Origin of the sequence: Clostridium sp. MF28 (assembly GCF_002969175.1) — a bacterium.
In the GTDB taxonomy this organism is placed as follows: domain Bacteria; phylum Bacillota; class Clostridia; order Clostridiales; family Clostridiaceae; genus Clostridium; species Clostridium beijerinckii.
This window is the reverse complement of the sequence record NZ_CP014331.1, coordinates 669,570-691,193: the sequence shown is the minus strand read 5'-3', so window position 1 is coordinate 691,193 and position 21,624 is coordinate 669,570. Positions and strand designations below refer to the sequence as shown.

Below are 21,624 nucleotides of genomic sequence, written 5' to 3'. Positions count from 1 at the left end.
TAGAATTGCGTTAAGAAACTACAATATATGACAAATTAGTGCTATAATTACTTATATTGTTGCAATAGATTAGAACATAAGGGGGGACACGTTGCATGATTAAAAAGTTTAATTTAGGGACAAAAATAAGCATAATAATAGGATCAATAATTCTTGTGTGTTATATAGGAGTGTTTGCAAGTATATTAGTACAAATAAAGTCTAAAAGCATAATGGATAGTGAAACTTTAGCAAAAGAAATATCTTTATCTTATGCAGCACAAATCACATCTAACTTTGAAAAGCTAGAGACAATAGGTAAGGATTTAAGGGGGGCACTAACCAATGAAATTAAGCTTAATTCTCAGAATAGAGATCTTGTTATTGAAATTCAAAAAGAAATATTAAAGACTGATCCTGAAATTTTTGGAGTTACAGTTGCATTTGAGGCGAATGCATTTGATGGAAGAGACGATTATTATAAAGGCAGAAAAGAGTTTGCAGATGATGGAAAGTTCATACCTTATGCAAGTAGAAATGGAGATCAAATAGTAGTATTACCAGCCTATGATGATCAGACAGATATGACATGGTACAATAAGCCAAAGGAATTAAAAGGAACTTATATTACAGAACCAACAGTTTATACTGTTAATGGACAAGATATTTCAATGGTATCTTTAGCTATGCCTATATTGGACGATAGTGGAAAGTTCTTGGGAGTAATATCTATAGATTATAAGCTCGATACATTAGAAAAACTTGTATTAGAAAAAACACCACTAGGAGGCACAGTTGAACTAATATCTAACCAAGGTATTTATGTAGCAAGTGGTGAAGATCCAAGCCTAAAGATGAAAGATGCAAAACAAAATAATGCAACTTGGGCAAAAGTTATAAGTGAAACTTCACAAGGTAAAGAATTTTATACTTATGGAACTTCGGTAAAAAAAGGACAGGAAGTTTTAATGGTAGCAGATCCGGTTAACTTAGAAAATACAAAGACTAATTGGATACTATGCAGCCAGATTCCAAAAGAGAAAACATTAGAAAGCTATAATAAAATATTTAATGTTATTTTAATTTCAGCAGTTTTATCATTATTAATTGTTATTGCTGTAATACATATTGTAATTAAAAGAATGACAAAAGGAATAAGATACGCGGAAGAACAAATGGAGTTACTGGCTAAAGGAGATCTTACAGTAGAGGTTGACAAAAAATATGTGGATAGAGAAGACGAAATAGGAAAAATGTTTAAGTCTATAAATGAAATGCAAAAATCATTAAGGAATATAATAACTGGTGTTAAAGGTGAATGTAATGTGGTTTTAGATTCAATAAACTTTACACAAGATAATATAGTAGACTTAAATAACCAAATTTCAGATGTATCCGCTACAACTGAGGAGTTATCTGCAAGTATGGAGGAAACGGCAGCATCTACAGAGGAAGTAAATGCTTCATCAGTAAATATGAAATCCATAATAAAGACTATGGAATCAAGAGTTGGAAGCGGAGAGGTAACTGCAAAGGAAATTGAGGAAAGAGCTAAAAAACTTAAATCTGACGCATTGCAATCAAGGGAGCAATCTAGCAGCATAACTTTGAAAATGCAAGAAAGCTTAAGCGTTGCAGTGGAGAAATCTAAAGCAGTAGATAAAATAAATGAATTAACAGCTAGGATATTAGAAATAACCGAGCAAACAAATCTATTAGCACTAAATGCAGCAATAGAATCAGCAAGAGCAGGAGAAGCTGGTAAAGGATTTGCAGTTGTTGCAGATGAAATAAGGAAGCTTGCTGAAAACTCAAAAGAAACGACAATGGAAATACAGCAGATAAATAAAGAGGTTGTTATGGCTGTGAATGACCTTAAAGGAACATCAAATGAAGTAATTAATTTTATTGGAACTCAGGTGATGAAAGATTATGACAAACTTGTAGACACAGGGGAACAATATAGAAATGATGCTATTGTATTTAATGAATTAGTTAGCACTATAGGTGAAATATCAGACGAGCTTATTAATTCCACAGAAGATATTATAACAGCTATAAATGAAGTTGCAGAGGCAACTAATGAAGGCGCTACAGGAACAACTTTAATTGCAAATAAGTCAAATGAGGTAGTTAATTTAACAGAAGAAGTTGTAGAACAAACACATAAGACAAAAGAATGTGCAGATAAATTATTAGAAGCAGTATCCATATTTAAGATATAGGGAATTAACATCGAAAAATAGAAGCTTGTAAAGGCTTCTATTTTTTATATAAAACTAATCTACTTTAAATTTTGAAACTTGTCTTTGATTTAATCGGGCACCAGATTTTTTAACTAAATCTCCATAATTCCTCCATAATTGACTTATATAATTAGTTACATAGAAAATAATTAATTTATAAGTGTAAGGAGGAAGTTATATATGTTTTGTAGTGGTTTTGGAGGATATGGCGGTTTTGGGGCAGCAAGCTCTATAGGATATGGGGGAATGTTTTTAGCTATTGGAGTTAGAATGTTAATATTTATTACATTAATTGTGCTTGCTTTTAAATTATTTAAAAACTACACCAATAAATCTAATGATGCAATGAAAATCCTTAATGAAAAATTTGCTGGAGGAGAAATAACTCAAGAAGAATATTTGAAGAGAAAATCAGTACTTTCACAAAAGAATTAGGTTTATTATTAAGATTAGAGTGGAGAGATGTTTATAATTTATTGTCTAGCTCTAGTCTTTTTTATAGGCTTACACTATAATATAATCACAAAAAGAGAGTTGGGGGTGTAAATGTGAATAATAAATTCAAAATATTAGTTGTAGATGATGAACAAAATATATTAGATGTAATAAAGGCATACCTCGAAAAAGATGGCTTTGATGTTATTACAGCCATGGATGGTAAAAGTGCGTTAGATATATATAGTAACGAAAATATTCATTTGATTGTTTTAGATTTAATGCTTCCTAAAATGACGGGTGAAGAAGTATGCAATAGAATCAGAGCAATATCGAGTGTTCCCATTATAATGCTTACTGCAAAAGCAGAAGAGTACGAGAAAATAGAAGGCATATCGATGGGAGCTGATGATTACTTAACAAAACCATTTAGTGTTCGTGAGCTTGTAGTAAGGGTTAGGGCATTGTTAAGGAGAGCTTACAGAGATTTTTCTCCAATGGCAGATATTTTGATTTTTAATAACGGAGATTTGGAAGTAGATATTAAAAAGATGGTAGTTAAGAAGCAAGGCGTGGTTGTAAATTTGACAGCAATGAATTTAAAATTTTAATAATTTTTCTTTCAAATCCAGAACAAGTATTTTCAAGAGAAAAATTAGTAGAAAAAGCTTTTGGAGCAAACTACGAAGGGTTTGACAGGACAGTTGATTCTTATATTAAAAATATTCGTCAAAAAATAGAAAGTAATCATAAGGAACCTACGTATATAACAACTGTATATGGAATGGGATATAAATTCATTCCGAGTAATGATGAGGTAAAAAAATGAAGGTATCTTTAGTGAAGAAATTGTCTTTAGGCTTTGTTTTAGCAGTATTGGGTTCGATAATTTTAGCAAGTGCTATATCAAATTATACAGTAGGGAATAAATTTAAAGACTACTTAGTTGATGAACACAAAGAAAAAATAGATAATGCAGTAAAAATCATAGATGACCTATATGGTGGACAAAAAAACTTTTCACAAATAAATAATGATGAAATTCAAAGGTATGCTGAATTACAGGAATTATATATAGAAATTAGGGATTTAAATGATAATACAATATATACTTCAGGAAAATCTTATTTGCAGCATAGAGGAATGATGGGAAATGGAAACATGATGGGACCTATGGCTGGAATGATGCGTAATTATTCTGGGATAAACATGGGGGAATACACTGAAGAAAATTATCCTCTAAATATTGATGAAAAGGAAGAAGGCAAGATAATTGTGGGTTACTTTGGAACTTCTTATTTATCTTCTGCATCAGTAACGTTTATAAGTACATTAAATCACTCATTTTTGATATCAGCTATTGCAGCTTTAATATTTGGAGTTATTATCAGCATAATCATTTCAAGACAAATATCAAAACCTTTAGCCAAAATAACGGAAACTGCAAACGAAATGAGAAAGGGTAATTTAAATGTAAAGGCAGTGGTAAATTCAAGTACTAAAGAAATAGTTGAGCTGTCTGATTCTATGAATTATCTTGTAGAATCTTTAAATAGTCAAGAAATGCTAAGAAAAAGATTAACTTCAGATATGGCGCATGAATTAAGAACCCCTTTAACTACATTAAAAACTCATATAGAAGCATTTGCAGATGGAATTTGGCAGCCAACTAGTGAGAGATTTGAAGTTTTTTTTGAAGAAATTGATAGAATGACTAAAATGATTGATGACCTTCGTGATCTATCAAAACTTGAGCAGACTAGTATAGGATTAAATAAAAGCAGGATTAATATTTCTAAAGAATTAGAAAAAATTATATATACCTTTAAACCACTTTATGGCAAGGAAAATTATGAGTTAGATACCAGTATAACTCCTAATATAGTAGCAATGATTGATGTGGATAAATTTAAACAGATTATGACTAATTTGCTTTCAAATTCTTACAAATATCTAAAACCTAACGGAAAAGTAAAAGTTGAATTAAAAAAGGAAAATGAGAATGTAGTCATTAAAGTTATTGATAATGGGATTGGAATACCTGAAAAAGATATACCTTATATTTTCGAGAGGTTTTATAGAAGTGATTTATCAAGAAATAAAAATACTGGAGGATCAGGTATAGGACTTACAATCACAAAAGCGTTAGTTGAAGCCCATGGAGGGAATATATATTTAGAGAGTAAAATTAATCAAGGTACTAAATTTACTATTCATTTTCCGTTAAACCATCAATTATAACTGGTCAAAGAAGTTATAATATAGCTTTAGCGATTTAAAAGAAGAGGAAGATAAATTTTAATTATAAATGAATAAAAAATAGAACACTTTCAAAGAATAAAAATGGAGGTGTTTTATTATGCAAGTAAATTTAACGCAAAAAGAAAAAATGTTACTAGAAGACCAGAAAAGTCATGAAGAAATTTGTATACAAAAATATTCAAATTATGCTAATCAGGTACAAGATCCACAATTGAAACAAATTTGCAAGAATAATGAGCAAATTGAAAGGAGCCATCTTAATACAATTAATCAGTTATTAAGTGGCAATGTTCCTCAGATGAATCAACAACAAGGTGGGCAACAAAAGCAAGGTGTTGATCAAGATATAAATAAATCTCAAAGTACTACAAGTAATTTGTCAGATAAGGAAATATGCTCAGATTTATTAATGACAGAAAAATATGTGTCAGGAGCTTATGATACTGCAATTTTTGAATTCAAGGATACTGAAGTACGAGATGTATTAAATCATATACAAAAAGAAGAACAAAAGCATGGAGAATCTATATTTAAGTATATGGAGAGTAAAGGCATGTATAATGTTCAATAATTAAAAAACATTATTAAAAGTATAAGAAAGTTTAGCTTTTTTTAGGCTGAGTTTTTTTGTACTTTTAATAATTTATATCTATGTTTTATAGGGTAAAATTGACTACATAAGAGTTTTAGTGATAAAATTTAATGAAAAGTTATTTTGTTAAATTAGTTGTAACAAAAAAATAGATTATATTGTAATTAAAAAACTAGAACCGATAAAAAATAGTTTTTATAATAATGGAGGAAAATGAATGATTTTTTTTGGACATTTGGGGTTAACAACTGAAGCGATAAAGGCATATGAGGTGATTTTACATAAAGATAATAAGTTAAGTGGCAAGGAAGTTTTTGTTGATTATAGATATGTTTTGATTGGATCAATATTACCTGATATTATTGATAAGCCAATTGGTGCTGGGGTATTTCGCAGTGTATTTCATAATAGCCGAATATTTGGACATACCTTGATGTTTTCTCTAGTTCTGATTTTGATAGGCATATATATGATAAATAGAAATGGAAAAAATAATATTTTATTCTTGGGTATCGCCAGTTCTATTCATTTAGTATTAGATAGCATGTGGTTATATCCTAATATATTGTTTTGGCCATACTTGGGATGGAAGTTTCCTGCAAGACCAGAAGGTAATTGGGTAAATAGCGATATTGTTAGACTTATCACAGATCCAACTTATTATTTACCTGAATTAATAGGCTTTGCTATTATTGCATATTTCTTTATAAGACTTTTTAGGAGAAGGCAAATAAAATGTTTTTTAAATAAAGGAAAGTTATAGCGTTAATCATGATAGGTATACTTGTGGGGAAAGAAATGACTTTTGATGAAGCAACTAGTAAGATAGAAGATTGGGAAACATCTGGTATATCTAAACTTTTAGATAAGAGTAAAGTACTCGAAGTAATATTATATTTACAGAACGTTAAAAACTCAAGTGATTCCAATAAGAAATTAATTGAGTTTTTAATTTTATGTTTTGGTGTTTAAAAAACCAACTGCAAGCGAGTAGTTCTGACTGTATTTAGTAAAATAATATACATTGATCTAGAAGTGAAAATTTATTAGAAAATTTAAATTATTAATTCGAGATATTATGGTATAATACCTAATTATAGTAATTTATCTTAATGGAAGGAAAAGTATAATGAATTTTGCTACCTGTCATTATATAGTGTGTAAATATGGATACAATTTTGAATGAAGAAAGAGACGTATTACTGCAGAAGAAAGATATAATAAAACAAGAATTAAAAGAAAAGAAACAAAAATTTGAAGAAGTAGGGGAAAAAATTAAAACTTTAAATAAACAAGTAAAGAGCTTTAGTGAAGAAAAGCAGGCTAATGAAAGAATATTTAGTTATTTATCTCAAGATATTGAGAAATATGAAGAGTCTTTAATAGAGCCTTATTTTGGTAGAGTAGACTTTAGAGAAAATATGGGGTTTACTGAAAGTATATACATTGGGAAAAAAGGTATAAGTAATAGCAAAGATGGAGAAGAAATTGTTGTTGATTGGAGAGCTCCAGTTGCGGATCTTTATTATAGCGGAACTGGTGGAGATGCGTATTACAAAGCACCACAAGGAATAGTTGAAGGAAAGCTAGAATTAAAAAGAAAATTTTTATATAAGAATAGTGATATAGAAAAAGTATTTGATGAAGGAATAAATAACATCATTATAAATGAAGAAGAAGGACAAAATTTAGTTGATGAGTTTTTAAAGATAAATCTTGAAGAAAGCAGTGGGAAAAAGCTAAAAGAAGTTGTTGCAACAATTCAGAAAGAACAAAATGAAATAATAAGATGGCCTAAAAATCTGCCTATAATAGTACAGGGGTCAGCAGGTTCGGGTAAGACAACAATAGCGTTACACAGGTTAGCTTATCTCATTTATAGATATAAAGAAAGCATGAGTGGAGATGAAATTTTAGTTTTAGCTCCTAATAAACTATTTCTAAGTTACATTTCAGATATTTTACCTAGCCTTGGAGCGGAAGAAGTAAATCAAAGTACTTTTGAGGAAATGGTATTATCAAAGTTAAAACTAAAAGGAAAAGTTTATAATAAGGATGAAAAATTATTAAAGATAATAGAAGAAAATGATGAAAATCTAAAAAAGCTTATTGTAAATTCAAGCAAAGTTAAAGGAACCATGCTATTTAAAACAATGCTTGATAGATATATAGCATTAATGGAAAGAGATGCAATTCATATTGAAGATATTAAAGTTGGAAATGAGATATTATTTCATAAAAAAGAAATAATGAGGTTATATATAAAAGATTTAAAAGCTTATCCTATTAACAAAAGAAAAAAGGAGATAAAAAGATATTTAAATTTGAAAATAAAAGAAAGAATAGAAAGCCTATTAATAGAAATAGATAATGAATGGGAAAAGAAAATAAGAGAAATAAGAAGAGAAAATGAAGATTCACTGGAAAGAAGAAAATTGCTTATAAGTCGATATGAAGAGAGAGACAAAATAAAGGAAAATGTAAAAACTAACGGTAAAAAGGAATTTAATAATTACTTTAAAGATTGGAAGGATATAAATTCTAGAGATATCTATTATAATTTTTATAATGATGAATTATTTGAAACAGCAACTGGAAGTAAGATTCCTAAGGTATTGGCAGATTATATGAAGGAAGAATTTAATAGTAATTTTGAGAAGAATATAATCGATGAAGATGACTTGCCAGCTCTTGCATATATAAGAATTTTACTTGAAGGAATTGATGAGGAAGAAAAATTTAAATATATTATAGTGGATGAAGCTCAGGATTATAGCCCATTCCAAGTATATTTAGTTAATAGTTTTGCTAAAGGTAATGCGTTAACCTTAGTAGGGGATTTAGCTCAAGGTATTTATTATTATAAAGGTCTAAAGACGTGGGAAGATATAACCAAACAAGTATTTGAAGGAAATGCAACCTACATTCAATTGACGCAAAGCTATAGATCAACAGTTGAAATAATTGATTTTGCAAAGAAAACATTACAATCTCAAAACTTAGGACTAAAGGATGCTAAACCAGTTTTAAGACATGGTGAAAAGCCTAGAATAGTAAAAATTTCGAGTGGATATGAGTATATTTCAGCTATAGAGAAAATCATTAATGAAGTGCAGAACCACGGAAAAAGAACAGTAGCAATAATTACAAAAAATATGTTACAAGGTGAAGAGATATACAAACTTCTAAAAGGAAAAAGCAAATATAATTTTGAACTAATATTAGGCAAGGAAAAAGAAATAGCAGAAGATCTAATAATAATCCCATCATATTTAACAAAAGGATTGGAGTTTGATTGTACAATAATATTGAATCCAAGTGAAGACAACTATAAAGAAAACATTTTAGATGAAAGGTTATTATATGTTTCTTTAACTAGGGCATTACATTTAGAATATATAATAATAAAAGATGAAGCTACAAATTTAATTTAGAGAGAATTTATCTGCTATAAAAGTTACTGGAAAGGAAAGAACATATAGGCTAATACATTACTTAAAGTTATAGAAGTTTAGGTTGATTATATAATAAAAGATTATTAACATATGCCGTTTATATATTATGATTATATTATTAGTGGCATATGTCAATAATCTTTATTAAGTAAAAAAGAGAAATAAATAAATTTGAAAGTTTTTGAATTTATTTATCTATAAGTTCATCAATATGAACTGTAACATAATTATCGGATTTAAGAGTTTTAACTATTTTTTGCAACGGAGAATTTTCATCATAGGTTACATTAAGTTTATTATCATCAATATTAAAATGTATATAATTTAATTCAACAAATGGATGATAATAAAAACTATGAAGTATATCAGGATCATCATTATTAAGCCCATCAGTTATGGATGTAGGGTCTGAATTGTGTACATATCCTAAAGGTGTTGGAACAAATAAATGGTAGTCATCTAAATTATATATATTGTTTCGTGTACTGTCGAAAGGTTCATATATAAATTGAAAATAATCTTCAATAACGTTTCTTTGAAGTTCAGTTTCCCCATAATGAGGACTTTCGTAGTAAGAAATAGGAATATTTAAAGCACTTGCAGTATCAATTCCCTTTTCGACTATATCACGTACTTGATCAACTGTATTATTCACATCTTTAGTCATTTCATTACCAGGTCCACTTTTTTCATCATCATGTTGATGAGTATAACCATGCAGTCCTATTTCACCACCTTTATTAATGAGATAATCTAATAGATTGACAAATCCAACATTTGTTATATTGTCAGTTGTCAATAAATCATTATCAATATTCTCAGTAGGAGATTTAAATCTAGGAATCCAGCTAACGTGATATTTCATTCCTTGTGAATAAAAAAGATTCGCCATTAATTTTATTTTTGTTTGATTTTTATCACTAGAATAATTACCTCCACATCCGAAATCTTCTAATCTTATTAAAGCAACTTTATCACTATAAGATATTGAAGAGTTTTTAGGTATTGAGACGCTGTTATCAAGTAAGCTTATATTATTGTTTTTAAAGTCAAAAATAGCAATTAAATTAAAAAGTTCCTCTATATCAGAAATAGAAATATAGTTAACGCCATCATTATTTATCAGATCCCCACGAAGAGAGCCTGTCCTAGAATTTTTAGTATAAGAATTTTCAGTTAAAGAAATTGTATTATCTTTGTTAGATAAAGAAATTTCATTATTTGAAATATCAATAGTATAGTTGAGTTTATTACAAATAAAATTGAGTGGTATATAGTATCTCTGTGATTTAAGCAGCATAGGAACATTAGTAATATTAGATTCATCTAAAATATTTAAACTTATGCTGTTAACCTTTGTTACAGGTCTATCTTCGAATTTGATTTTTGGAGTATATGTGCTTTTAAAAGTATTATCTGGAAGTGAACTAGCATATACAGTATTGTTTATAACAGTTAAATCCTTATCTAAAAACTTGTAGTAAAAAAGTGGATGAAAGAATATAAAAACTGATAAAGATATTGATAATATTAAAAAAATGGATACTTTCTTTTTCTTCTGCATAAATTTTTTCGCCTCTTTATTAATAAAATAATTTCCAAAAAATATACTACTACAAGTTTGTGGCAAATAGTTGTCATAAATATATGCAAAGCAAATAGAATATTCAAATACTTAAATATTTTGAATGTCTTGGAAATGTTTTTAATAGATATTTCTGAAGAATACGACAATGTATATTCTTCAGAATATGTGCAGCTGAAAATTAAGAGCATTTATTCATTCGATAACTATTTTATTCTCAATTATGTAGACGGAGGTGATTTTATGAGATATGAATACCATATGGGATTTGGAAATGGGTATGGTTATAATATGGGATATGGCTTTTGGGGTTCAGATATTTTAATATTTGTTTTTATAATTTTTGCAGTTTTCTTATTTGTTCTATTTAGAAATAAGAAAATTGAAAATCCATATTTAATAAGATTAATTGATATTCTTAAAGAAAAATATGCTTTAGGAATAATTAATGCTGATGAATATATAGAAAGAAAAGCTATTATTGAAGATACAAAGGATTCTAATCCCTATATTACAATACTTCTAAAAAGATATGCACACTGTGAAGTAGACACCAAAGAGTTTTTTTGCATTAAGAATGAAATTGAAAGTACTAATATTGATAATATTACAAAGGAAAGACTTGCTAAAAGGGGATTATCCTATGATGAGTTTAAACTTAGGAAATAGAATTGCTTTTCATAAAGAGAATATAAATTCATAAAAACTATTGAATGGAAACAAATAAAAAGTATTAGGGGGGAAAATAAATGCCAAATAATAAAGTTTTAAAAAGTCTACGTTATATTCTACTTGCGATATTTTTGATACATAGTACTGTAGAAGCTTATCTCCACCAGCTTCTAGGAGGAGGAGGTAAGGAACCATCTATACATGCTTTGTGTCCTTATGGAGGATTAGAGTCACTTTACAACTTAATTTTTGGAGGAACATTTATAGATAAAATATTTTCAGGTACAATAATTATTTTTGTAATAACATTGATTATAGCATTAATTTTTAGAAGAAGTTTTTGTGGGCTTATATGTCCATTTGGAGCACTTCAAGAATTCTTTGGAGTCATAGGAAAAAAAAGTATTTAGAAAAAGATTTATTATTCCAGAAAGCATGGACAAGCCTTTGAGATACCTTAAATATATTATTCTCATAGTTACATTGTATTTTGCTTGGATAACTGCTGGTTTATGGGTAAATCCATATGATCCTTGGGCTGCATATGGACATGCATCTGCAGGATTTGAATCTTTAATTGACGAATATTCAATTGGTTTAATTATTTTAATAGTTATTTTAATTGGTTCATTATTATATGATAGATTTTTCTGTAAATATCTTTGTTCTATGGGTGCATTTTATGGAATAGCTTCAAAATTAAGTCCATCAAAAATCATAAGAAATGAGAATACTTGTGTTAATTGTGGGATATGCAATAAAAACTGTCCTGTGAATATCAAAGTTTCTGAACTTAAGGAAATTAAATCTGCTGAATGTATTAATTGCCAAAGCTGTATACTTTCATGTCATAAAAATAATACATTAGAATTTAAGATTAGTAATAAATCCATTAAACCAGTGTTTGTGTTATCATTAGTTTTTGTACTATTCTTTGGAGGAATAGGAATCACAAAACTTATGGGAATATATGAGATTACGCCGCCGCCTATAACTTCGGAAACAAAAATAAATCCAGAAGAAATAAAAGGGTATATGACTTTGGAGGAATTATCAATTGGATTAAGTATGCATATAAATGAAGTGTATAAAAAACTTGATTTACCAGAATCTATTTTAAAAGATACTAAATTAAAAGATATTAAAAATACAATTCTTGATTTTGATGTAGAAGGGGCGAGGGAAAAGTTAAGATAATCAAATTAAGTGATGATACAGAAAGAACAAGGAACACTTGTAGCAGGAATTACGAAGTTTTATTATTAAATAGATTTAGAAAATAGTAGCTCTATTGCTGCTGTTTTTTTATTCTATAGGAATTTATAATGTAATAGAATCTGTGGATAACTTATGAAGAAGGCTATTTAATTAGTTTTTGTATAGAAAAAGAATAAAAAAGAAATCTTATTCGCCTGCCAGATTTTCCTCACATGCGTTCGGAAAGGCAGATGCGTAAAAAAAATCTACGGCTCCACAGTCGCCTGCGATTTTTTTATTGGTATATTCGATTTAATACATGTGTTTAAAATTTAATTTTAATAAGTATTTGCGCATTTATAGATAATAGTAATGTTAGATAAAAGGAGAGATTTAAATGAAACTATTGAAAAAGATATTATTAATTATAGAATTAGTAGTTTTTATTTTTACTATGATATTTTCAAATAGCTATAAAGAAGCCCATGCTCAAACAGCAAACCAACAGCAAAATTCTGTAAAGGCATCTGTATTATTATATAGATTTGATGATGCTTATATTTCTTTAGTTCGCCAAAGTTTAGAAGATATCCCAAAGAACAATGAAGGTAAAATTGAATTCACTTTTTATGATGTCAGAGATAGCCAAGCAATACAAAATCAAATGTTGTTACGGCTAGAGTTTTGCTAATCATCATAAATGATTGAACTACCTCCACAGCCTGTTTTGTTTTTAGAGATTGTGGAGGAATTATATTAAAGTAGATGTTTAATGTAAAAAATACTTATTCCTAGAATGATTAAAAGATTATATCCTTAGTATTAAGAAAGGAAGCGAGTTTCTTAAAAATGTATAATAGCTTTGAAGCGCTAAATGATAGAGATGGATATATTTTTAGCATCATACAGGAAAAATGGAATTAAAAATTTTAAAAGGACATTGGATTGATATTTTTATTTTAATTATTTATTAATGATAAACTTGCTATTTTAAATTAAATGGCAGGTTATCATTTTTATATTCAAAATTTATGATAGTTCGTGACAAAGTTACAGAGAATTATAGAATGATTTAATAGAATAAAGAAGAAGTGTTTAAACAATATAAAATTTATATGAAATAATTATAGTGAATTCGGGGAGGATAATAATGGAAAAAAGTTCAAAGTTATGGAAGAAGTATTCATTTACACTATTAATAGCATTTATAGTATTAGGTATGTTTGATTTAAGATTTGCTGTAGTTGCAGCCGTTTGTATGATAGTACCGATAATTGTATCTATTTATAAGGGGAGATTTTGGTGCGGGAATTTATGTCCAAGAGGAAATTTTTATGATAATGTAGTTTCAAAATTTAGTAATAAAAGAATACCACCTAAATTTTTTAAGTCATATTATTTTAGAGCTATAATACTAACAGTAATGATGAGTGTGTTTACTTCAGGTGTATATAAAAATTGGGGTGACCTTTACGGCATAGGAATGGTATTCTATAGGTTGATTGTTGTAACAACGATAATAGGTATAGCATTATCATTAGTATACAATCATAGAACTTGGTGCAACTTTTGCCCTATGGGAACTCTAGCATCAATTACAGGAAAATTTAGAAAAAGTAAAAAAGTATTGCATGTATCATCTTCATGTGTTTCATGTAAAATTTGTGAAAAGAAATGTCCAATAGGTTTAGTGCCATATGATTATAAAGGTGATATATTAAGTCATCCAGATTGTATTCAATGTGGAAAGTGTGCAACAGCATGCCCTAAAAAGGCAATAGGGTATAATAAAATTACTATAAAATAAGAATAGAAAAATGATTCTGATTTAAGGTACAAAATTAAAAATTGCATACCCAAATGTATAAATTTCATTGGAGCCTTAGAAAAGAGTTTCAAATGGAATTTGTTTTATTATATTTTAGCAATAAAGTTTGTGGAGCTATTAAGTGAATTAGCTTTCGAAGTTGATTCGGTAAGAGAAGTTATAAGCAGGAATTTGAAAAGCATTGAAAAAAGAGGATATATAAAAATTAAGAGAGGAAGAATAATAGTACTAAAGGATTTAAATGAAATGCTAAAAAGTTAATGAAATATGAGGAATTAAAGAAAACTATTAGGATAAATTTTGAGGAGGAATTAAAATGTTTGGATTATTTAAGAAAGATAATGGAAGAGTAATAAATGTAAATGATATTGATGGGTTAATAGGGAAGGTTGAGTTGATAGATATTCGAGAAGATTATGAGTATAAAGGTGGTAGTATAAAAAGTGCTAAAAATATACCAATGGGTAAACTTTTAAATGAGCCAAAAAAATACCTAAATAAAAGTAAAGAATACTACATAATGTGTCAATCAGGCGGCAGAAGTGCAAGAGCCTGCAATACACTTACAAGTCAAGGATTTAATGTTGTTAATGTTTCAGGGGGTATTGGATCATATGTAGGAACTAAAAGAAAATAGTTTAGCCTCAGGAAATTTCACGATTTAAATAAGAATTTATGAGTTAAATAGGAGGTTTGTGATTATGAAGAAGAAAATATTAATAGTTGGAGGAGTTGCAGGGGGAGCATCAGCTGCAGCAAGACTTAGAAGGCTTAGTGAAGAAGATGAAATAATAATGTTTGAAAGAGGACCACATGTATTTTTTTCAAATTGTGCATTACCATATCATTTAAGTGGGTTAATAGATGAAGCTGATAGATTGGTTTTAATGAGTCCAGAAAAATTTCTAGTTCAATATAATATTCAAGCGAGAGTAAATAAAGATTTAACAATAGAATTTAATTCTCATCATGGAGTGATTACAAAACTTAGCGGAATACCTAAGATTGGATTGGATATATTACTCCATTAGTTGATGATGCATTAGAAGAAGCTACTGGTGGAGTTAGTTTAGAACATTTATTTCAGAAATATATTATGGTAGATATACTTGTAGGGCAAAGAATGACTTTTCAAGAAGCCACTAATGAGATAGAAAATTAGGAAAAGTCTGGTGTATCTAAACTGTTAGATAAGAGTAAGACGACTCAAGGTTATTAATAGTAGGTTTAATGTAGCTTAAAGATGGAATTCCTGTAGAAGACTTAGCAGGTTTTATGTTAGAATAAAATATAACAAATAAAGTAAATGCATATTTATAAACAGTAGCATAAGAATTAATGTGCAAAACAGGTAGTCTAAATTGTGGTTAGACTACCTGTTTTAATATACAGAAATTTTATTATAATATTGCACAATATATATAGGTTGCAGCATTAAACAGGATAAAAATATAACACAATTTTCAAAAGAATAATCTAAAAAGTCATATGTGTGATAAAGTCACAGACAATAATAACTATATAAATTAAACTTAAATTAAGATATATTGCAATGCAGAAAACTAGATTAATGAATATATCTTGAAGATATAAAAGAATAGCAATTTTATGATTTCCAATACTAGTTAGTTAATTAAAAGGAGAGATTCTTATGAATAAAAAGATTATTATTGTTGGTGGCGTTGCAGGTGGTGCATCTACAGCAGCTAGACTTAGAAGGCTAGATGAAAATGTTGATATAATTATGGTGGAAAAAGGTGAATACATATCTTTTGCTAATTGTGGACTTCCATATTATATAGGAGAAACTATTGATGAAAGAGGAAAATTAATAGTTCAAACAGTAGAAGAAATGAGTAGCAAGTTTAATTTAGATATAAGAAATTTAAATGAAGTTATAAGTATAGATAAAGAAAATAAAAAGGTTAAAATAAAGAATTATAGAACAAATGAGGAATATGAAGAAACTTATGATATTTTGGTTTTATCTCCAGGCGCAGCTCCACTTAAACCAGGGATACCTGGGATAAATGAATGTGATAATTTATTTACTTTAAGGAATATACCAGATACAGATAAAATTAAATCTTATGTAGATAACAACAAGCCTAAACATGTAACTGTAATCGGAGGTGGATTTATAGGACTTGAAATGGCCGAAAATCTTCATGCTAGAGGAATTGATATTACACTTGTAGAAGCAGGTGAGCAGGTAATGGCTCCTCTAGATATAGAAATGGCAAGTATAATACATGAACACTTAATTGATAAAAATGTAGAATTAATATTAAAAGACGGAGTGTCTGCATTCGAGAGTAAAGGTAAAAAGATAATACTAAGTAGCGGAAAAGAAATCACAACTGATATGATTATATTATCAATTGGTGTTAAGCCAGAAACAACAATAGCAAGAGAAGCTAATCTTAACTTAAATGAAAGAGGCGCCATAGTAGTTGATAAATTTATGAAAACTTCTGACCCAAGCATTTATGCATTAGGAGATGCCGTAGAAGTTATGGATTTTGTAAATAAAAAGCCAACAATGATTCCACTTGCTTGGCCAGCTAATAGACAAGGAAGAATAGTAGCAGATAATATATGTGGAAAAAATACTGAATACAAAGGAACTCTTGGATCATCAGTTGCAAAAGTGTTTGACTATACGGTAGCAACAACAGGTAATAACGAAAAGATACTAAAGAGATTGGGGATAGCATACGAGACTATTCATATTCATCCAGGTTCTCATGCTGGATATTACCCTGGATCATTCCCAATAGCTTTTAAATTGCTATTTGATCCAAAGTCAGGAAAAATATTTGGGGCTCAAGGTGTAGGTCTTGATGGAGTTGAAAAAAGAATAGATGTACTTTCAGCTGCTATTAAAGGAAATTTTACAGTCTTTGATTTACAAGATTTTGAGCCTTGTTATGCACCTCCATATAATTCAGCAAAAGATCCTGTTAATATGCTTGGATACTATGCATCAAATATTATTGAAGGATTCGAGAAAACAATTCAATGGAACGAAATAGATAAATTAGACAAAGAAAAATCATTAATAATTGATGTTAGAGAAGAGTTCGAATTAGTTACGGGAGGTTTTGATAATTCTATTCATATTCCTCTTGGGCAATTAAGAAGTAGATTAAATGAAATTCCAAAAGATAAAAACATATACGTAACTTGTCAGGTTGGACTTAGAGGATATGTTGCTTGCAGAATTCTAGAACAAAATGGAATACGGTGCGCAAATATAGATGGTGGTGTAAAGACATATCTATATGTAAAAAGAGCAGAAGAAAGCATTAAAAATCAATATGAAAATAATGAAGAAATAAAAGATGAGGTGGCTGTAATGAAATTAGAAGATCTAGATATAACAGAAATAAATGCAAATGCTACGTTAAATGCATGCGGTCTCCAATGTCCAGGTCCAATAAAAAGAGTATTTGAAGAAATTAAGAAGATGGAAGATGGCAATATATTAGAAGTTAAAGCAAGTGATCCTGGATTTACAAAAGACATAAAATCATGGTGTGATTCAACAGGAAATACTTTATTAAAATCTGAATTTGATAATAAAGAAAAGGCCTTCATAGCATATATTCAAAAGGGAACATCATCAGACTTAATGAAAAATGCTTCTTCACCAAATGTTGTGGAAAAGAATGGAGCAACATTGGTTGTATTTAGTGGAGATTTAGATAAAGCAATAGCTTCATTTATAATAGCAACAGGAGCAGCATCTATGGGGAAAGAAGTTACTATGTTCTTTACATTCTGGGGGCTTAATATACTAAAGAGTGCAGATAAGCCTAGTGTTTCTAAGGATATGATGGAAAAAATGTTTGACGTTATGTTACCAGCTCATCCTGGAAAATTACCGTTATCACAAATGAACATGATGGGAATGGGACCTGCAATGATAAAGCAAATAATGAAAAAGCATAATGTCGATAACCTAGAAACTTTAATAAAAAATGCCATAGACATGGGTGTTAAAGTTGTTGCATGTTCAATGAGTATGGACTTAATGGGAATAAAAAAAGAAGAATTTATTGATGGAGTTGAAATAGGTGGAGTTGCTTCATATCTGGGGGCAACAGAAGATTCTGGATTAAATTTATTTATATAGTATATAATATCTGCTATTCTTGATATTATATTTAAGGATAGAGTTTAGTAAGAAAATGGACTTTGTGAAAAAATACAATATGGAAAATAAAAAAGTGCTTAAAAAATTCCATATAAAATCTTTATAGGCTTCATATTATTAATTGAAAAATAAAGATATATGAAGCTTATAGTATATTTTTAAAAGGAGATGACTATCATTTTAGAATATAAAGTTATATTTCATATAGATGAACTAAGTAAATGGAGTATAGTCCTAAAAAATACAAATAATTTATTGGAGGCTATAAATACTAACAATTTTAATATTGAAATTTTAGCAAATTCAGAAGCTGTAAAGGCTTATGCTTACGATAATGAATTAGATTTAAGGATTAGCAGTGAAATGAAAGAGTTAGATCATAAAGGGATTAAGTTTGTTGCGTGTAACAATGCGTTAAAATCTTATAGTATAAAAAAGGAAGATTTAATGTCGTTTGTAGATATTGTTCCTACCGGAATTTTGGAACTTGTAAATAAGCAAAGTGACGGCTATAGTTACATAAAACCATGAATAATTTATAGTTTTATGTATTTTAACAAGCAGATTATTCATTTAGAAAAGCTCTAATATTTATTTTCCAAGGTCATTCCAATGAGCATAAGCCTCATTTAAAGCAATAAGTGAACTGGATTTATCTCTAGCCATTATGGCACCGCGAAGATGTGAGATGCATATATCAAATTGATTTATTTCATCTCTTTCAGAACTAAATTGAACTCTTTTGGCTATTTTTTTCCATGAATTAGAGAGGTTGTCTGTTTTAATATTGGCACTTTCCCAATTTCCTGATTCTATATCCTGTATAAGTAGCTGTATTGATTCAGGAATGTTATCATCATTGCCAATAGGTTCCTTCAAAATATTGCCACTAAGCATGATTAATACAAAAAAAATTAGTGCAACTATAGGTATCGATATTACTAAAAATTTTCTCATGATAAATTCCTCCTTTAATATGGTCCTTTATAATCACCAATATCAGTTACTTTTACCATATGATCATCATATTTGTCTATATATAAGGAGCCAGAAGGAGTTAAGGTCGCAAGAAATACTTCTGAAACATCCTTAACTTTATGAATTTTTAGTTGATTCATAAGCCATTTTTCAGTTTTATTAAGTTGTTTCAAATTTTCATTTATAAGAATTCCATCATATATGAGTTCAGTACTTATACCGCTTGGTTCTTTTTGAATACTCATATCCTTAGGTGTTAAAGGTTCATACTCTGGTTTCTTTAGAACAGATAATTGGCCATTTGGCTCAATAATTGCAAAATCTACTTGAGACAAATCAAAAATATCTTTAACTCTTAATAGTCCCATGAGATCTGATGCTGTATATTTCATTTTTTTTAATGCACTTTCCATTATCTTGCCATTCATAATTACAATTGTAGGTTCGCCTTCGATATATTTTGCAGCGTATCTCCATTTCTCGGTAATGTACTCCATTAAATATCCAAGTAAACACCAAGTAAGCAATCCAACAAAATGAGGCCATGCCCTGCTTGATAAGTCCGTAGTAAGAGTTGCAGCAATTGATCCAATTGTTATTCCAAGGGCATAATCAAAGAATGTCAGTTGACTTATTTGTTGTTTTCCAAGTATCTTTGCGAAAATAAGTAAAGAAAAGAATGCAATAATAGCACGCACAAAAACTACTAATCCTTCATTCAATTATCAGTACCTCCGATCTTAACAGGATATATTTATTATTCTACTTGAATCATATTTTATACTGTTAAATTAATTTTTATGTAGTTCCGGAAGAATAAAAGGTTTTTCGGAGGTAGCAAATAAATACATAAAAACCGAGAAGGGATCATTAGGACGTGTATGGCTTATATCGATTTTTACTTTTATAGATTATTGTTTCCACGCTATCTCTACAGGAACAATTGGAAAGGCATTGATAGAAAAAACTAAAGGAACCAAAGAAAAATTAGCCTTACAACATTGCTATCATAATAATTTCTGTTTACTATTTTGGAATTTACATATATAAATATATAACATAAGAGTTATTTTTGATTTTTAAGAACCAATAGAACCGATATAATGAATTACTAAGTTCTATTGGTTTTTTTAGTTATTTTTTTAGGATGTTTTTAATTTTAATGAAAGCACCTTGGCTTGAAGGGGATACATATCTTTCCTTTGGATATCTGTCTTCTACTGCTTTTATGTATTTATCTATAATAGAATCAAAATTAGTGGATTCTGTCAGCTTAAAGTATGTATATTGCTTGTTTTCTAGGGAATGTATATTATTTTTGAAATAAGAATGAATCTTCATCCAATTAAATTGTTTTGATATATTTTTTTGATTAAATCCAGTAGCATAGCTTCCTGGCTCTATTAATATTACAGGAATATTAACATTTTTAAGTTCTTTAAGCTCTTCGTTTAAAGACGGACATATGGATTCCAGTGCAAATTTAGTTGCGCAGTATGGAGATAAAAATGGAATGGGGGAGCGTCCAGCCAAAGATGATACAAAAATTATCCTTCCTTTTTTTCGAGGAATCATTTGTTTTAATACAAGTTGAGTCAATTCAATTGGACAAAAAACGTTTGTTTCAAAAGTTTCCCGATATATATCAGAATCCACTTCAGCCACTGAACCTGAATTTCCAATGGCTGCATTATTTATTAAAACATCAATTTCAAGATTAGTTATCTTCAATCTATCATTGCTATTTAAAATATCCAATTTAAAGCTTTCAATAGGAAGGTTATATTTTTTATTGAAAGAGTTAATTTCATTGGCTTGTTCTTCAGTATGAGTTGTTGCATAGACATAATGACCTCTATTTGCTAAAGCAAATGAAGCTTTACGTCCAAGACCGGAACCACAGCCGGTAATTAGAATTTTTTTCATGAGATCACCTTAATTTACTTAAGTATAGTATATGATATTTATAAATTGTATTTTTGAATAAAAACTTAAAAATGCAATTTATATGAATACATTTATGTAAGAGTTACGTTATTATTATCTCTATATTTAACAAAAATATTAATAGAGTGAATATATCTATAGATGAATTAAATTAATATAGCTTAAATACCGCACGTTCACAATAGGAATTTGCGGTATTTTATTTTAAAACTATTTAATTATGAAATTAAAAATACAGATGTATTATATGTCTAATAAATTAGACTTTTGATTATAAAATGGTTATTTG

Annotated in this window: 19 protein-coding genes and 3 pseudogenes; 18 read left to right on the top strand and 4 right to left on the bottom strand. The window is 28.7% G+C overall.

Annotated elements, in window-relative coordinates; all coding sequences use genetic code 11:
- Positions 1–95: 95 nt before the first annotated feature.
- The 8 genes and pseudogenes from AXY43_RS02830 (at position 96) to helD (ending at position 8,948) form a co-directional block, all read left to right on the top strand.
- Complete coding sequence (locus tag AXY43_RS02830) at positions 96–2,204, top strand: methyl-accepting chemotaxis protein (RefSeq protein ID WP_039771431.1); 2,109 nt, start codon at positions 96–98, stop codon at positions 2,202–2,204.
- Between the two features lie 201 nt (positions 2,205–2,405).
- Positions 2,406–2,660, top strand: coding sequence for an SHOCT domain-containing protein (locus tag AXY43_RS02825; RefSeq protein WP_105410949.1), 255 nt, complete (start codon positions 2,406–2,408; stop codon positions 2,658–2,660).
- 113 nt (positions 2,661–2,773) lie between these two features.
- Positions 2,774–3,489: pseudogene (locus AXY43_RS02820) on the top strand (response regulator transcription factor).
- Positions 3,486–4,901 carry a HAMP domain-containing sensor histidine kinase gene (locus AXY43_RS02815; RefSeq protein ID WP_105410948.1) on the top strand — a complete coding sequence of 472 codons (1,416 nt, stop codon included), beginning with the start codon at positions 3,486–3,488 and terminating at the stop codon, positions 4,899–4,901. The pseudogene AXY43_RS02820 and the gene AXY43_RS02815 overlap by 4 nt, the downstream one beginning before the upstream one ends.
- Positions 4,902–5,019: 118 nt before the next feature.
- Positions 5,020–5,493: a spore coat protein gene (locus AXY43_RS02810; RefSeq protein WP_012059143.1), complete on the top strand. Its 474-nt coding sequence runs from the start codon at positions 5,020–5,022 to the stop codon at positions 5,491–5,493.
- A 238-nt stretch (positions 5,494–5,731) separates the two neighbouring features.
- Positions 5,732–6,277, top strand: coding sequence for a metal-dependent hydrolase (locus tag AXY43_RS02805; protein WP_039771421.1), 546 nt, complete (start codon positions 5,732–5,734; stop codon positions 6,275–6,277).
- A 23-nt stretch (positions 6,278–6,300) separates the two neighbouring features.
- Entirely contained in the window at positions 6,301–6,486 is a 186-nt protein-coding gene (locus AXY43_RS27490) for a hypothetical protein (RefSeq protein ID WP_185677397.1), read from the top strand.
- A gap of 194 nt (positions 6,487–6,680) precedes the next feature.
- Positions 6,681–8,948 carry an RNA polymerase recycling motor HelD gene (gene helD / locus AXY43_RS02795; protein ID WP_105410947.1) on the top strand — a complete coding sequence of 756 codons (2,268 nt, stop codon included), beginning with the start codon at positions 6,681–6,683 and terminating at the stop codon, positions 8,946–8,948.
- Positions 8,949–9,156: 208 nt separating this feature from the next.
- Here the strand turns inward: helD and AXY43_RS02790 are convergent, their stop codons facing one another.
- On the bottom strand, positions 9,157–10,533 hold the full coding sequence (locus AXY43_RS02790) for a DUF2334 domain-containing protein (protein ID WP_105410946.1): 1,377 nt from the start codon (positions 10,531–10,533) through the stop codon (positions 9,157–9,159).
- Between the two features lie 264 nt (positions 10,534–10,797).
- Here AXY43_RS02790 and AXY43_RS02785 point away from each other — a divergent pair, with 264 nt between their 5' ends.
- From AXY43_RS02785 to AXY43_RS02740, 10 genes and pseudogenes are all read left to right on the top strand, one after another.
- The gene (locus tag AXY43_RS02785) at positions 10,798–11,223 is read left to right on the top strand and encodes an SHOCT domain-containing protein (RefSeq protein ID WP_241397522.1); all 426 of its coding nucleotides are present in this window, start codon (positions 10,798–10,800) and stop codon (positions 11,221–11,223) included.
- 80 nt (positions 11,224–11,303) lie between these two features.
- Entirely contained in the window at positions 11,304–11,636 is a 333-nt protein-coding gene (locus AXY43_RS28610) for a 4Fe-4S binding protein (RefSeq protein WP_241395459.1), read from the top strand.
- Between the two features lie 25 nt (positions 11,637–11,661).
- A complete protein-coding gene (locus AXY43_RS02780; RefSeq protein WP_341457880.1) occupies positions 11,662–12,423 on the top strand; it encodes a 4Fe-4S binding protein in 762 nt (253 codons plus the stop codon).
- Between the two features lie 397 nt (positions 12,424–12,820).
- The gene (locus AXY43_RS02775) at positions 12,821–13,114 is read left to right on the top strand and encodes a hypothetical protein (protein WP_039771416.1); all 294 of its coding nucleotides are present in this window, start codon (positions 12,821–12,823) and stop codon (positions 13,112–13,114) included.
- Positions 13,115–13,573: 459 nt separating this feature from the next.
- Positions 13,574–14,230, top strand: coding sequence for a 4Fe-4S binding protein (locus AXY43_RS02770; RefSeq protein WP_105410945.1), 657 nt, complete (start codon positions 13,574–13,576; stop codon positions 14,228–14,230).
- A gap of 141 nt (positions 14,231–14,371) precedes the next feature.
- A pseudogene (locus AXY43_RS02765) lies at positions 14,372–14,512 on the top strand (Crp/Fnr family transcriptional regulator); the annotation flags it as partial.
- Positions 14,513–14,567: 55 nt separating this feature from the next.
- Positions 14,568–14,888 (top strand): rhodanese-like domain-containing protein, encoded by a 321-nt coding sequence (locus AXY43_RS02760; protein ID WP_105410944.1) that lies wholly within the window; start codon positions 14,568–14,570, stop codon positions 14,886–14,888.
- A 64-nt stretch (positions 14,889–14,952) separates the two neighbouring features.
- Positions 14,953–15,198 (top strand): annotated as a pseudogene (locus AXY43_RS02755) (FAD-dependent oxidoreductase); the annotation flags it as partial.
- A 704-nt stretch (positions 15,199–15,902) separates the two neighbouring features.
- A complete protein-coding gene (locus AXY43_RS02745) occupies positions 15,903–18,389 on the top strand; it encodes a CoA-disulfide reductase (RefSeq protein ID WP_105410943.1) in 2,487 nt (828 codons plus the stop codon).
- A gap of 189 nt (positions 18,390–18,578) precedes the next feature.
- Positions 18,579–18,941, top strand: coding sequence for a DsrE family protein (locus AXY43_RS02740; protein WP_017209146.1), 363 nt, complete (start codon positions 18,579–18,581; stop codon positions 18,939–18,941).
- Between the two features lie 60 nt (positions 18,942–19,001).
- Here the strand turns inward: AXY43_RS02740 and AXY43_RS02735 are convergent, their stop codons facing one another.
- The 3 genes from AXY43_RS02735 to AXY43_RS02725 form a co-directional block, all read right to left on the bottom strand.
- A complete protein-coding gene (locus AXY43_RS02735) occupies positions 19,002–19,367 on the bottom strand; it encodes a DUF4363 family protein (RefSeq protein WP_105410942.1) in 366 nt (121 codons plus the stop codon).
- 14 nt (positions 19,368–19,381) lie between these two features.
- The gene (locus tag AXY43_RS02730; protein WP_012059136.1) at positions 19,382–20,110 is read right to left on the bottom strand and encodes a DUF421 domain-containing protein; all 729 of its coding nucleotides are present in this window, start codon (positions 20,108–20,110) and stop codon (positions 19,382–19,384) included.
- Positions 20,111–20,522: 412 nt separating this feature from the next.
- Positions 20,523–21,314 (bottom strand): SDR family NAD(P)-dependent oxidoreductase, encoded by a 792-nt coding sequence (locus tag AXY43_RS02725; RefSeq protein ID WP_012059135.1) that lies wholly within the window; start codon positions 21,312–21,314, stop codon positions 20,523–20,525.
- Positions 21,315–21,624: the final 310 nt, after the last annotated feature.

Coding starts and splice junctions, on each gene's coding strand:
- AXY43_RS02830 (WP_039771431.1), top strand. CDS start 96: ATGATTAAAAAGTTTAATTTAGGGACAAAAATAAGCATAATAATAGGA.
- AXY43_RS02825 (WP_105410949.1), top strand. CDS start 2,406: ATGTTTTGTAGTGGTTTTGGAGGATATGGCGGTTTTGGGGCAGCAAGC.
- AXY43_RS02815 (WP_105410948.1), top strand. CDS start 3,486: ATGAAGGTATCTTTAGTGAAGAAATTGTCTTTAGGCTTTGTTTTAGCA.
- AXY43_RS02810 (WP_012059143.1), top strand. CDS start 5,020: ATGCAAGTAAATTTAACGCAAAAAGAAAAAATGTTACTAGAAGACCAG.
- AXY43_RS02805 (WP_039771421.1), top strand. CDS start 5,732: ATGATTTTTTTTGGACATTTGGGGTTAACAACTGAAGCGATAAAGGCA.
- helD (WP_105410947.1), top strand. CDS start 6,681: ATGGATACAATTTTGAATGAAGAAAGAGACGTATTACTGCAGAAGAAA.
- AXY43_RS02790 (WP_105410946.1), bottom strand. CDS start 10,533: ATGCAGAAGAAAAAGAAAGTATCCATTTTTTTAATATTATCAATATCT.
- AXY43_RS02785 (WP_241397522.1), top strand. CDS start 10,798: ATGAGATATGAATACCATATGGGATTTGGAAATGGGTATGGTTATAAT.
- AXY43_RS28610 (WP_241395459.1), top strand. CDS start 11,304: ATGCCAAATAATAAAGTTTTAAAAAGTCTACGTTATATTCTACTTGCG.
- AXY43_RS02780 (WP_341457880.1), top strand. CDS start 11,662: ATGGACAAGCCTTTGAGATACCTTAAATATATTATTCTCATAGTTACA.
- AXY43_RS02775 (WP_039771416.1), top strand. CDS start 12,821: ATGAAACTATTGAAAAAGATATTATTAATTATAGAATTAGTAGTTTTT.
- AXY43_RS02770 (WP_105410945.1), top strand. CDS start 13,574: ATGGAAAAAAGTTCAAAGTTATGGAAGAAGTATTCATTTACACTATTA.
- AXY43_RS02760 (WP_105410944.1), top strand. CDS start 14,568: ATGTTTGGATTATTTAAGAAAGATAATGGAAGAGTAATAAATGTAAAT.
- AXY43_RS02745 (WP_105410943.1), top strand. CDS start 15,903: ATGAATAAAAAGATTATTATTGTTGGTGGCGTTGCAGGTGGTGCATCT.
- AXY43_RS02740 (WP_017209146.1), top strand. CDS start 18,579: ATGACTATCATTTTAGAATATAAAGTTATATTTCATATAGATGAACTA.
- AXY43_RS02735 (WP_105410942.1), bottom strand. CDS start 19,367: ATGAGAAAATTTTTAGTAATATCGATACCTATAGTTGCACTAATTTTT.
- AXY43_RS02725 (WP_012059135.1), bottom strand. CDS start 21,314: ATGAAAAAAATTCTAATTACCGGCTGTGGTTCCGGTCTTGGACGTAAA.